The following is a 12910-nucleotide window of genomic DNA, read 5'->3' as shown; positions in this document are numbered from 1 at the left end:
CTAAGGTAGCGAAATTCCTTGTCGGGTAAGTTCCGACCTGCACGAATGGCGTAACGACTTCCCCGCTGTCTCCAACGCAGACTCAGTGAAATTGAATTCCCCGTGAAGATGCGGGGTTCCTGCGGTTAGACGGAAAGACCCCGTGCACCTTTACTATAGCTTTACACTGGCATTTGTGGCGACATGTGTAGGATAGGTGGTAGACTTTGAAGCGGAGGCGCCAGCCTTCGTGGAGTCATCCTTGAAATACCACCCTTATCGTCATAGATGTCTAACTGCGACCCGTATATCCGGGTCCAGGACCGTGTATGGTGGGTAGTTTGACTGGGGCGGTCGCCTCCTAAAGAGTAACGGAGGCGCGCGATGGTGGGCTCAGAACGGTCGGAAATCGTTCGTCGAGTGCAATGGCATAAGCCCGCCTGACTGCAAGACAGACAAGTCGAGCAGAGACGAAAGTCGGTCATAGTGATCCGGTGGTCCCGTGTGGAAGGGCCATCGCTCAACGGATAAAAGGTACGCCGGGGATAACAGGCTGATGACCCCCAAGAGTCCATATCGACGGGGTTGTTTGGCACCTCGATGTCGACTCATCGCATCCTGGGGCTGGAGCAGGTCCCAAGGGTATGGCTGTTCGCCATTTAAAGCGGTACGTGAGTTGGGTTCAGAACGTCGTGAGACAGTTCGGTCCCTATCTGCCGTGGGTGTAGGAATATTGAAAGGATCTGTCCCTAGTACGAGAGGACCGGGATGGACGTATCTCTGGTGGATCTGTTGTCGTGCCAACGGCATAGCAGAGTAGCTATATACGGACTAGATAACCGCTGAAGGCATCTAAGCGGGAAACTAACCTTAAAACGAGTATTCCCTATCAGAGCCGTGGAAGACCACCACGTTGATAGGCCGGATGTGGAAGTGCAGTAATGCATGCAGCTGACCGGTACTAATAGCTCGATCGACTTGATTGTTCTCATTATCAATATCCATCAGCGACGACCAAGGGTCGTCGATGATAGGATTGTTTGCTCTCACGCCTAATTCACTTCGTGAATGGCTCCGAGAGGGCGCGGTACAAACCGCGACGGCCAGTCGGCCTTGCGAACACTGAGTGTTCGAGGCGCCACTGACTGAAAACAATGCACGAAAATCCCAGCTTCTTATTTGTTTCTGTGCCCTTTGCTGACCTGGTGGTTATGGCGGAGCGGCTGCACCCGATCCCATTCCGAACTCGGCCGTGAAACGCTCCAGCGCCGATGGTACTTTGTCTTAAGACACGGGAGAGTAGGTCGCTGCCAGGTCTGCAAAAGGCTCAGAAATAAAAACATCTCACAGTCAATAAAACCAATACTTCCAATACCGGCTCATAAATTACCCTGGCGCGGGGTGGAGCAGCCCGGTAGCTCGTCAGGCTCATAACCTGAAGGCCGCAGGTTCAAATCCTGCCCCCGCAACCAAATCCTCTCAAAACAATTAAAACCACGATCCAGACGCCATTCCTATAGGCGTGTCAATGCATTCGGGACCAGCCCGTTCGAGCTAAAATCGATAAGCAATCGATTTCTATACGCTCTCACCTCATCACGCTCATAACCTGAAGGCCGCAGGTTCAAATCCTGCCCCCGCAACCAAACTTCCCTCAAAGCAATAAAACCACGATCCAGACGCCATTCCCATAGGCGTGTTAATGCATCTTGATGCAGCCCGTTCGAGCTAAAATCGATAATCAATCGATTTTTTAACGCTCTCACCTCATCAGGCTCATAACCTGAAGGGTGAGGAGGGAAAGCAAGCGATTAAGTATCGATTGCCCGACGAACGAAACAAAACCAAACCCGAAACCAAATCTCCTGAAATACATCCGAAATTCAATAGCTCTTCTCATAGAGGAAAAATTGTTAGATCAGTACCTTCTGCCTAAAGTCGATAGGCAAGCGACTGAGTGGGAAAGCTATAAACTGCTACTCAAGCTGTCAGAGTAAGCGTTCCTGATAAAGGCTGCCTTCCAGACGCAATAGTGCCTCTTTCTTGGCTAGACCGCCGCTAAAACCTGTTAGTTGACCATTGGCACCGATGACGCGGTGGCAGGGAACAATAATCGAAATCGGATTAATCGCATTCACGCGGCCAAAAGCACGCGCAGAGCCGCGATGACCGGCACGTTCTGCAAGTTCACCATAGGTGACAACTGTACCATAAGGCACTTTTGCAAGCTCCTGCCATGCTGCCTTCAGAAAAGGTGTGCCAAGTGGTGCAAGGGTGAGATCGAAATGATGTCTCTCCCGTGCGAAATACTGATGTATCTGTTCCGCGACATGGCGCACAGCTGCATCATCGTGCTGTGTAACAGGGATTTGTGTATCGGCCGGATGCACGCGACTGTCATTCTCAAAATCAAGGCGCATAACCGCGCCCTGATCATTCACAATAGCGGTCAGCTCACCGATAGGCGTCCGAATACAACCTGAGTAAAAACATACCGGCATGAGCAATGTTCCGCTTGAGTATTTTGAATGCATAAAGCGGTAACAATCTACCACTTTATGCTTGATGGTGCAGCGCCAGCAAGCGATGGAAACAAAGGTAAAACCTCTTCTGCCAATTCTTGTATAATCTCTGATGGCGGACGTGAAGCAAATTGCATACCAAGTGCCGCATGATTAACGCCGGCTTGCTGCCATTTTCCAAGAAGGTTAATCAGTCCCTTACGGCCTGTTTTCAAAACATAGCCGCCATTGAGTGGTGTGCGCGGGAAATCAGGATCCTCGGTCAACTCCAGCCACTCATTCGTGACATGCGGGCGAAATCCGCGGTCAGGAATTGCATCGCGCCAGCGACGGATATTCTGTGCCAGACGTAACGGCCCTTCTTGTGTATGTGTCTGTTGCGGATAAGTCAGCCAGCCATCCGCATGCTCGGCTATCCATTGAGGTGTCTGGCGGCTCGATCCTGTGACCAGCAAAGGAATTCGTCCATAAGCTGGCTTTGGCAAAAACTCTGCTTGTGCAAGTTCTCCCAAACTCGAGCGTATCGGCAGTGAGCTTTCTGCCAGTAATTGACGAAAATAGATGACCGTTTCTGCAAAACGCTCAGCTCTTGTATCCAGATCTAAACCATAGGCCGGAAACTCTACCGGCCTGTCGCCTGATGCTATTCCAAGAACAAGCCGCCCGCCGGACAAATGGTCAATGGTGCTTGCTGCTTTGGCGAGATCAATCGGGTGGCGCAGGGAGAAAATCGCACTGCCGGTTGCCAGTGAAACTCTGGTTGTTTGTGCGGCAAGATAGGAAAGATAGGTGAACGGATCAAAAATCTGGCCGGCATCACCAAAAGATGGATCATATAGCGGAACATCCCGCACCCAGACGGAAGCAAATCCGCGTTGGTCAATGTCTTTGACAAGAGCAGTTTGCCCTTCAAGAACGCGCATATCGCCTTGATAAAAGCGAAGCGGCAGAAATATGCCAATCGTAAGTTGATTGGCAGCAAACATACGGGTGTAACCCGGATGGTGCGCAAAGGCTTCTGATGACATGCCGGATGTGTTTTCCGAAGCAGACAGATTATTGTTCATGATAAGGCTTTCAAGGAATAGAAAACTTGGCAGATCGAGACTAGGGACCGGTAGCCGGTTGCGGCAAAGCAATGCCGCGTAATACAGCAGGCCGCGCAGCAATTTTTTGATGCCAGTTGCTTAAGTACGGATAGTGGTCGAAGTTGAAGCCGCAAATCTGAGCAATATGTGTCCAGCCGAAGGCCGCTATATCCGCAATGGAATATTCTGATCCGGCAAAATATTCAGCGTTACTCAGGCGTTGATTGAGCACCTGATAAATATCGTTTGTCAGTTTTTGGTAACGGGTAATAGCGGGCTGCAATTTGGTTTCAGCGAAGATTTCGAAATGAACATGCTGACCAAAGATCGGGCCCATGCTGGACGAATGAAATTGCAGCCATTGAAGTGCCTGCCAGCGCTCCGCAAAAGATTTTGGCAGTAACTGGTCGGATTTTTCAACGATGTAGAGCAGAATGGCGGCAGATTCAAACAGCACTATTCCTGTTGTACTGTCTGTGATGACAGGTATGCGCCCATGCGGATTGAGTTTCAGGAAATCCGCGCTGCGGTGTTCACCCTGTTCAATCTGAATATGATGCAGTGTGTAGTCTAAGCCTGTTTCTTCAAGGGCAATGGTTGCTTTGAACCCGTTCGGGGATGAATCGCTATAAAGTTCAATCATTTTTTCCTTTTGATGATATGTCAGAATATCTAAATTGTGGTAGCATCATCTGCAGACATATTTATTTGGTAATAGTGTACTTATAAAACGATTGATTCTGATCGTTGAGTTTAGGAAAACTAAATTATGGGCAAGGTTTTGCCATTGCTGGCTTTACGGGCTTTTACCGAGACCGGACGCACGGGCAGCATTAAGAGTGCAGCTGAGACGATGGGAGTAACGTCAGGTGCTGTAAGCCAGCAAATCCGTCTGCTTGAGGAGCGGACAGGCGTAACGCTTTTCAGACGTACCCGATATGGTGTGGAACTGACGGAAGCAGGGGCGGGTGTTTATCCCGCATTGATGCGGGCATTTGCACAGATTGAAGCGAGTCTTGCCACTCTTGAGACAAGCACGGGGCGGCAGACTTTGACTGTCAGCACGCTGCCTTCTTTTGCTGCTTCATGGCTGGTGCCGCGTCTGGGTAAATTTATGGAACAAAATCCGGAGATTGAAGTCCGTGTTGAGGCGTCGTCCGGCTTAACCAACCTGCATGGCGGACGTGTTGATATAGCGATCCGTCACGGGCTTGGTGATTATCCGTCTTATGATGTGCAGTCTTTGATTGCGCCGGAGCTTGTGCCGGTGATGTGCCCTGCATTGCTGGCTTCGGGGCCAGCTATTGATGAGCCGTCAGATTGTCTGGCCTATCCTTTGCTGCAGGATTCAGATCGTGCTGACTGGCGTTTGTGGCTTACTGCCTGCGGTGTGGAACCGACATCGGAAGCGGAGCGGGGCACCGCTTTCGATGATGATTTCCTGTTATTGCGTGCTGCGGAGGCGGGACAGGGAATCGCCCTTGTGCGGGATATTTATGCCAGACCGGAAATTGCGGCAGGGCGTCTTGCTCTTGCAATAAACCGCCCCTGGCCGACACAATTTGCTTATTATGTGCTGACCTTACCCGAAAATGCACAAAAACCTGCTGTGAAGCTGTTTATTGAGTGGCTGCATCAGGAAGCGGCAGCAGAGAGCAGGTAGCTTACAGGCGGCGCCCAACACGGGATAAGACAATGACCGGCAGGATGCCGATGGCAACAATTGCCAGTGCTGCAATCGAGGCTTCCTCATAGGTACCGCGTGCCGCTTCTCCGTAAAGATGGGTTGCCAGTGTTTCGATGTTGAGAGAGCGCAGCAGCAGAGTAGCCGGGAGCTCTTTCACGCAATCAACAAAGACCAGCAATGCCGCTGCACTGAGCGCTGTTTTGGACAGAGGCAAATGAATGTGCCGGAATGTGCCGGTTGCCGTCTCACCTAATGTTCGGGATGCCTGATCATAGGTTACGGGGATACGGTTGAACCCCGCATCAATACTACCGGCGGATATTGCTAGAAAGCGTACCAGATAGGCATAGATCAATGCTGCGCCGGAGCCCAGCAAGAACAGGCTGACCGACATATTAAACCATGACATGGCGATCTGGCTGATAAAGCGATCCGCTGCGCCGGTGATAATGAGCACGCCGATCGCAATCACCGTTCCGGGGGCTGCATAGCCCATGGTGGAAAAGCGGAAAAACCATTGCGAGGCATTGCCCGGACGTAGCCGGATCGCATAGGCAACGATCAGGCCGATGGTGAGTGTAACGATCGTCGCGACCGAAGCCAGTATTACCGTATTGATGATTTCATCATAAAGGCGCGGCGAGATGCCGGCAAAACGCATGCGTTTCCATGCTTCAGTCGCCAGATAAATAGCGGGAAAGACAAAACCGAGCAGGATTGGTGTAAGCCCCAGCAAAAAGAAAATGCCGCCACGTGTTGCGCTGACTTTATGTGGCGTGAATTGCTGGCTGCGTTTTGCACTGGATGAAAAACGCTGTTTGCGCCGCGCCCAGCGTTCAAGCGAGACGAGGCAGACAACGATCAGCAAAAGCGCCAGTGCAATTTGTGCAGCTCCCGGCAGGTCTGAGCGCGTGACCCATGTTGTATAAATGGAAACGGTGAGCGTGCGGATGCCGAGAAATTCAGCTGCACCAATATCGTTCAGTGTTTCCATCAAAGCGAGACTGATGCCGACGGCAATGGCAGGGCGTGCCATTGGCAGAGCAACGCGCCAGAAGATTGCATTACGGGTGACGCCTAAAGTTCGTGCCGCATCAATCAATGAAGAAGACTGGGTAAGGAACATCGCCCGTGTCGGAATATAGACATAAGGATAGAGCACAAAACCAAGCAGCAGAATGCAGCCGGTCATGGAGCGGATATCCGGCAGGCGGAAATCGCGCGGGCTGGCAAACCCTAAGAGTGCACGTAATGCGCTTTGAACAGGGCCGATCGGGTGCAGAATATCAAGATAGGCATAGGCGATAATGTAAGTCGGAACAGCAAGCGGCAGCAGCAAAGCCCATTCCAGAATCTTGCGCCCGCGAAAATCATAGGCTGTTACCAGCCATGCTGCAGATGTACCGACAATTGCAACAATAATGCCGACACCGGTCAGCAGAATGAGTGTATCAACGAATGCAACCGGTAATGTTGTGGCCAGAAGATGTGACCATAAACCGTCTGAGCCCTGAGCGGCTTGTAAAGCAAGCGCCAGCACCGGCAGAAAAACCAGAAACGCGCTGACTGCTGAAAGGCAGAGCCATAAAGATCCGGCGCGGAAAAACCGGCTTTTAGAATATGCTGGCATATTAAGGCTCGCCATTATCCGGAGCGGCTTTGATTTGTCCTGAAACGGAAAACCGCTCTTTCACTCAGTGTTGCAGTTGAAACGAATCGTCGTCGTAACTGCTTTAATATAAAAAACGCCGCTCTTCATTATTCATAAAGAGCGGCGCTTTTTTATTAATTGTCGAAGCCTACTTTGTCGACCAGCTCACTGGCCTGTTTGCGATGGCTTACGATTTCTGTGAGCGGGGTTTTGTCGATTGTCAGCTCACCGAAGGATTTCACAATCGGATCGAGCGGCGCACCGGCTTTAACCGGATATTCGAAATTGGCTTCCGCATAGATTTTCTGAGCTTCATCAGAGACCAGATATTCAAGCAGCTTCACAGCAGCGTCTTTGTTCTTGGCATGTTTGGCAAGAGACGCACCGCTGATATTAACCTGTGTGCCGCCTTCTTTGAAGGTTGGCAGAATGACTTTGAGGCTTTCACCCCATTTGACCTGCTCTTCACCGCCTTTGCCGGAACGCATCAGGCCGACATAATAGGAGTTTGCAACTGCGATATCGCAAATGCCGCCTGCAATGTCTTTCGCGCCGTCACGGTCACCGCCGGCAGCTTTACGTGCCAGATTGGCTTTGACGCCTTTCAGCCATTCTTCGGTTTTTTCAGCGCCGTAATGGGCGATGTAATCGGCGATCAGGGCTGTGTTGTAAGGATGCTGACCTGCACGGATACAGATTTTGCCTTTCCATTTCGGATCGGACAGATCTTCATAATTCAGAGCGGTAACATCCAGATCCTTGGCGGCGTAAACAACGCGGGCGCGCATGGACAGGGCAAACCACTCACCTTTAGCATCGCGCAGCTGTGCCGGAACGGCTTCTTCCAGTACTTTGGACGACACAGGCTGGGTGAGGCCTTTTTCAGTCAGGTCGATCAGGTTGCCCGCATCAACGGTCATCAGAATGTCCGCAGGGGAATTTTCACCTTCAGAGGCAACGCGCTCAGCCAGACCGTCTTTCAGGAATACGGTGTTGACCGTAATACCGCTGGAAGCCTTGAAGGCATCAAGCAGAGGCTGGATCAGACCCGGTTCGCGGGTGGTATAGATATTGACTTCCTCTGCATTCGCAGCGCCTGCGAAAAGGGTTCCGAGGACGAGAGCAAAGCCTGCTTGCGCATATCCGGTTCTGGTCATTGTATCTCTTTCATGATTGAAACTGCATGGACAGAAATTATGATTAATAAAGTCAACTATTGGTTGACTTTGACTGTCAAGTCAAGCCTTTGTGAGCAGGTTGTATGTGCGTTTAATCGCGGAAGAAGAGCGCTTTGTCCGTATCCAGCTGCAAATGTATTTTCTGAATATTGGCCGGTAACCGGAGAGAAGTGCGGATGCGCAGGGGCGTTTGCAGATCACCGGTGCGGATGAGCAGTTCTTCAGTTTCGCCCAGAAAATGACGGCCTGTCACTGTGCCTTCAGTTGTGTTCTGCAGATTATCTGTGCCAGCCACCGGAAGAATATGGGAAGGTCGCAGATACATTGTTACCGGTCCGTCGCTGAGCTCTGTATTGCTGACCGGAAAAGTGCCGAGCGGAGTTTCAATCGTCCCGCTTTTGATTGTGCCCGGAATAGCATTGAAACTGCAGAAGAAATCAGCTGCATAACGTCCGTTCGGATGGTCGTAGATTTCATGCGCTGTGCCCTGCTGGATGATTTTGCCTGATTTCATCAGGATGATCCGGTCTCCGGCAGACAAAGCCTCTTCGGCATCATGCGTAACGATAATAACGGTGGTGCCCAACTGGCGCAGCAGAGCAATGGTTTCACTGCGTACTTTCTGGCGCAACCCCTGATCGAGATTGGAAAAGGGTTCATCCATCAACAGAATGTCCGGAGTCGGAGCTAAGGCGCGCGCCAATGCCACGCGCTGTTGTTCGCCGCCAGAGAGCATATGCGGATAACGTGATGCCATATGGGATAATCCGACCAGAGCCAGCAATTCATCAGCCCGAGCTGCGGCCGTTGTCCGCGGTGTTTTCCTCAAGCCGAAGAGGACGTTCTGTTTGACCGTCAGATGCGGGAACAGGGCATAGTTCTGAAAGACCACGCCGACGCGGCGTTGTTCCGGTTCGATAAAATGCGTGCCGCTGACGATGGGCTGATTATTGATGAAAACAGAGCCGCTGTCCGGCGTATCAATACCGGAGATAATCTTCAGCAGAGTGGTCTTACCGCAACCGGAATGACCGACAAGACAGATGATTTCACCGGAAGCAACAGACAGCGAAATATCCTGCAGTGCGGCAGTGGTGTCGAAATGTCTGCTGACGGATGAAACCTCCAACGCAGCAAGTCTGTTATCACTTTGTCCGGTGTGGTCTTTTGAAAGCACTGTTCACTCTGCCTGTTTCCGTTCTGATTTTGCTATAACACCGGTTCCGGAGTTGTACTATAAAAACCTGACATTTATTATCCTATAAACCTGAATATGTTTGGCAATGCCGGAGGAGTACGGGCAATGTTGAAAATCGCAGTGAAACGGATTTACGAAAATGTATCACCGGATGATGGTTTCAGAGTGCTGGTTGACCGCATCTGGCCGCGCGGTATGAGCAAAGAGCACGCTGCCCTTGACCTCTGGCTCAAAGAGATCGCGCCGACAACGGAACTGCGGCAATGGTTTCATCATCAGGAAAGCAGTCCGGAAAACTGGCAGATATTCTGCGGGCGCTATCGTGAGGAATTGCAGCATAATCCCGAACCTGTGAAACTGCTTTTGCAGCATTGTTCAGAGGGGGCGGTTACGTTGCTTTATTCGGCGAAAGATACAGATCATAATCAGGCAATTGTTCTCAGAGATTATTTGTCCGGGCAACAAGCGCCGTAAACGGCGATAGTTGATGGATGTTTTCTGACTTGTATGAAAAATTGATTGTAATCAATGAATTAATGCAGGAATCTGCAATTCTGCCCTCATATCCGGTAGCAGACATGCATTGCAAAAGGCCATATTGCGGCCGTGTATGGCAGGCATGTTGACCGGCAGGTTTTCGATCCTCAAGACGAAAAGGATATGATTATGACTGTTACCAATAAGGTTGCGTTAGTTACCGGTGCGGCTCAGGGCATTGGCCGCGGTATTGCGTTGCGTCTGGCAAAAGACGGTTTTGATCTGACACTGGTTGATCTGAAAGAAGATAAGCTTGAAGCGGTTGCCAAAGAGATTGAAGCACTCGGGCGCAAGGCAACGACTTTTGCTGCCGATGTCAGTAAACGCGATGATATTTATGCGGCCATTGAATATACCGAGAAAGAGCTTGGTGGTTTTGATGTGATTGTGAACAATGCCGGTATTGCGCAGGTTAAGCCGCTTTCCGAGGTCACACCGGAAGAAGTTGACCGGATATTTAAGATCAATATTGACGGTGTGCTCTGGGGTATTCAGGCGGCTGCGGCGAAGTTCAAGCAGCGCGGCCATAAGGGTAAAATCATCAATGCGTCGTCTATTGCCGGTCATGATGGTTTTGCGATGCTTGGCGTTTATTCCGCAACCAAATTTGCAGTACGTGCGCTGACGCAGGCTGCGGCGAAAGAATATGCCAGCGCGGGCATTACCGTGAATGCTTATTGTCCGGGCATTGTCGGTACCGATATGTGGGTGGAAATTGATGAACGCTTTGCGGAAATCACCGGCGCACCGAAGGGCGAGACCTATAAGAAATTTGTTGAAGGGATTGCCCTTGGCCGTGCGCAAACACCGGATGATGTGGCGGCGCTGGTTTCTTTCCTCGCAGGGCCGGATTCCGATTATATTACCGGTCAGGCCATTCTGACTGACGGCGGTATTGTTTATCGCTAAGTGTTTCACTTTTTTGAAAAAGAAAGCCCGTCGGAAATTCCGACGGGCTTTTGTTTTTAGAGCATTTCACAGTCAAGTTGGATCAACTTGATGTCGGGATAATGCGACAAACTAAAAAACCTAGAGCGAGCACTGTGATCCAACATGAACGTAAACCGCTCTAGTCGATCAGAGCACCATAATGCTGAATGGTTTTTGCTGCGGTTTGCGCTGCAAAACGGATGGCGGCCTCAGCATCGCCGGTTTGTGCGAAATGACCTAAGAATGAGCCGTTGAAACTATCTCCTGCACCGGTCGTATCGATAATCTGTGCGACGGGCGCTGTTTTGACTGTAAAAGACTGGCCGTCAAAAAGAACTTCGATTTCATCCGCACCATTTTTGACGATGATCCGCTTCAGACCGTAGCTGCGATAGCGGCTGATTGTGTCCGCTGTCGTCAGATCGCCGAAGCAGGCGGCCTCATCATCAAAACTTGGCAGCACCAGATTGCTGGCTTTGGCACCACGGATCAGTTGTGTGTGCATATGGTCTTTATCTGCCCATAGGCGAAGACGAATATTAGGATCGAAGGCGATAATCTTATCCGTATCGCGCAGCTCTTGGCAAATAGAGAGCAGGTTATCAGCCCCGTCACCCTCAAGGATTGCCAGCGTGATGCCGGAGAAAACAATAATATCAGAAGCTTCAATGGCCTGCCGCAGTGCAGTTTTGTTTTCTGCCAGCAGACGCGCTGCAGATTGCGAGCGCCAATAGGAGAAACTACGCTCACCATTATTGAGATGCACCATATAAAGGCCGGGCATACGCGATGTATGGCGGCCTATATAGTCGGTTCCGATCTGTTTTTGTGTCATGAATGCCAGCATGGCATCGGACATTGCATCCTGCCCGAGCAGGGTGAAATAGCTGACCTGCCAGTCTGCGGGCAGCGCCGCACGGGCATAATAAGCGGCATTGAAGGTGTCTCCGGCAAAGCCTTGCCGTAACAAGCCGCTGCCATCAGGGGCAAGCTCGATCATTGCCTCACCGATGGCGAGAAACTGTCCGCTCATGATTAACCTCAGACCAGCTTGCCACGGGCTGCAATCGGCCAGCTCTCTGTGACCATGCCGTTGCGCTGGATATAGAGGCTGTCAAACATATTGGTAACGACGCAGACATGGTTCGGGATGATCCGTACTTTGTCACCGACTTTGAGGTTGATCGGTTTTTCGCTGACCAGACGGCCATGTTCTTCCGACAACTGATCGATGCGGATATCATCGCGGCCGAGTACATGGCCATAACCACTCAATCCGAACAAATCAGAAGTCAGCGTTTTGCTGCCGGCATCAATAATCGCTCGGTTGTCAGACGGAACGGACACAACGGTTGCCAGTACAAAAAACGCACAATCATCATAGGTGCAAGCGCCGCGCTCAACCAGTGAGCGGTCATTGTAAATATAAGTGCCGGGGCGGTATTCTGTAACAACAGGGGCATCAGCCGCACTCATCATTGAGGGGGTGCCGCCGGAGGTAATAAGTGGAACAGTGATGCCGGATGCTTCGATTTTTTGTTTTGCCTGTTCCATGAAGTTTTCAACTGCAGCATGGGCATTTGCCGGCGGATAGGTCATCAGGCCGCCGAAATGCAGCCCTGCAGCATTATGAATGGCTTTGGCAAGTTCTGCTGCTGCTTCAGGCGTTGCTACACCGCAGCGGTCTGCGCCGGTATTGCACTCTACCAGAACTGTTAACGGCTGTGCCTCATTGGCGAAAGCTTCGGACAGACCATTAATCACAGTCAGATTATCCGCAACCACACTCAGTTTTGTGCGGTGCGCGAGCGCTTTGAGCCGGTCAAGTTTTTCGCTACCTAAAATATTATAGGTAATCAGCAGGTCAGGGGAGAGACCATATTGTTTTTGCAGGCCGTCGAGCATGGCTTCTGCTTCAGAGATTTTCTGGCAGGTGATGCCGCCAGCGCCTGCTGCAAGCTGGGCATAGGCCAACGCCGGTAATTTATGCGTTTTGATGTGAGGACGCACCCTGAAACCATGTTGGTTCGCATAGGACTGAAAATTACGGATATTTCTTTCCACAATATCCAGATCAACGACAATTGCCGGTGTGTTCAATTGGTCCGCAAGTTTTGGTTCCATTTTTCCTCACAAATTC

11 protein-coding genes, 1 tRNA gene and 2 rRNA genes (1 of these 14 running past the window's edge) are annotated in these 12910 nt (G+C 50.9%); 6 read left to right on the top strand and 8 right to left on the bottom strand.

Annotated features, from left to right (window positions below):
• The 3 genes from LDL70_RS12795 to LDL70_RS12785 all read left to right on the top strand — a co-directional run.
• Nucleotides 1-965: ribosomal RNA gene (locus LDL70_RS12795) — 23S ribosomal RNA — on the top strand; it begins 1842 nt to the left of the window's first position.
• Between the two features lie 215 nt (nt 966-1180).
• A 5S ribosomal RNA gene (gene rrf, locus LDL70_RS12790) occupies nt 1181-1295 on the top strand.
• 79 nt (nt 1296-1374) lie between these two features.
• Nucleotides 1375-1451, top strand: a tRNA-Met gene (locus LDL70_RS12785).
• Between the two features lie 516 nt (nt 1452-1967).
• Here the strand turns inward: LDL70_RS12785 and LDL70_RS12780 are convergent.
• The 3 genes from LDL70_RS12780 to LDL70_RS12770 are packed head-to-tail and all read right to left on the bottom strand — an operon-like array spanning nt 1968 to nt 4232.
• Entirely contained in the window at nt 1968-2480 is a 513-nt protein-coding gene (locus LDL70_RS12780; RefSeq protein WP_225685226.1) for a methylated-DNA--[protein]-cysteine S-methyltransferase, read from the bottom strand.
• Between the two features lie 47 nt (nt 2481-2527).
• The gene (locus LDL70_RS12775; RefSeq protein WP_225685225.1) at nt 2528-3568 is read right to left on the bottom strand and encodes an LLM class oxidoreductase; all 1041 of its coding nucleotides are present in this window, start codon (nt 3566-3568) and stop codon (nt 2528-2530) included.
• A 40-nt stretch (nt 3569-3608) separates the two neighbouring features.
• Nucleotides 3609-4232: a glutathione S-transferase family protein gene (locus tag LDL70_RS12770; RefSeq protein ID WP_225685224.1), complete on the bottom strand. Its 624-nt coding sequence runs from the start codon at nt 4230-4232 to the stop codon at nt 3609-3611.
• Between the two features lie 126 nt (nt 4233-4358).
• Here LDL70_RS12770 and LDL70_RS12765 point away from each other — a divergent pair, with 126 nt between their 5' ends.
• The gene (locus LDL70_RS12765) at nt 4359-5252 is read left to right on the top strand and encodes a LysR substrate-binding domain-containing protein (RefSeq protein WP_225685223.1); all 894 of its coding nucleotides are present in this window, start codon (nt 4359-4361) and stop codon (nt 5250-5252) included.
• Between the two features lies 1 nt (nt 5253).
• On the opposite strand, the gene LDL70_RS12760 is transcribed toward LDL70_RS12765, so the two are convergent.
• The 3 genes from LDL70_RS12760 to LDL70_RS12750 all read right to left on the bottom strand — a co-directional run bounded on the left by LDL70_RS12760 (nt 5254) and on the right by LDL70_RS12750 (nt 9234).
• On the bottom strand, nt 5254-6906 hold the full coding sequence (locus LDL70_RS12760; protein WP_028233209.1) for an iron ABC transporter permease: 1653 nt from the start codon (nt 6904-6906) through the stop codon (nt 5254-5256).
• 155 nt (nt 6907-7061) lie between these two features.
• Complete coding sequence (locus LDL70_RS12755; protein WP_022709352.1) at nt 7062-8084, bottom strand: Fe(3+) ABC transporter substrate-binding protein; 1023 nt, start codon at nt 8082-8084, stop codon at nt 7062-7064.
• Between the two features lie 112 nt (nt 8085-8196).
• Nucleotides 8197-9234, bottom strand: coding sequence for an ABC transporter ATP-binding protein (locus LDL70_RS12750; protein WP_225685222.1), 1038 nt, complete (start codon nt 9232-9234; stop codon nt 8197-8199).
• Between the two features lie 174 nt (nt 9235-9408).
• Here LDL70_RS12750 and LDL70_RS12745 point away from each other — a divergent pair, with 174 nt between their 5' ends.
• Together LDL70_RS12745 and LDL70_RS12740 are read left to right on the top strand one after the other, a co-directional pair.
• Nucleotides 9409-9777, top strand: coding sequence for a DUF488 domain-containing protein (locus LDL70_RS12745; RefSeq protein ID WP_225685221.1), 369 nt, complete (start codon nt 9409-9411; stop codon nt 9775-9777).
• 192 nt (nt 9778-9969) lie between these two features.
• Nucleotides 9970-10749 carry an acetoin reductase gene (locus tag LDL70_RS12740; RefSeq protein WP_225685220.1) on the top strand — a complete coding sequence of 260 codons (780 nt, stop codon included), beginning with the start codon at nt 9970-9972 and terminating at the stop codon, nt 10747-10749.
• Between the two features lie 160 nt (nt 10750-10909).
• Here LDL70_RS12740 and LDL70_RS12735 read toward each other — a convergent pair whose 3' ends face one another.
• Nucleotides 10910-11803, bottom strand: a complete 894-nt coding sequence (locus LDL70_RS12735) for a sugar kinase (RefSeq protein ID WP_225685219.1) — start codon at nt 11801-11803, stop codon at nt 10910-10912.
• Nucleotides 11804-11811: 8 nt separating this feature from the next.
• A complete protein-coding gene (locus LDL70_RS12730) occupies nt 11812-12894 on the bottom strand; it encodes a D-TA family PLP-dependent enzyme (RefSeq protein ID WP_225685218.1) in 1083 nt (360 codons plus the stop codon).
• Nucleotides 12895-12910 lie beyond the last annotated feature (16 nt).

Source organism: Pseudochrobactrum sp. XF203 (assembly GCF_020341615.1).
Classification (GTDB): domain Bacteria; phylum Pseudomonadota; class Alphaproteobacteria; order Rhizobiales; family Rhizobiaceae; genus Pseudochrobactrum; species Pseudochrobactrum saccharolyticum.
Note: the sequence above shows the minus strand (reverse complement) of the source record. Positions and strands in the feature narration are given on the sequence as shown.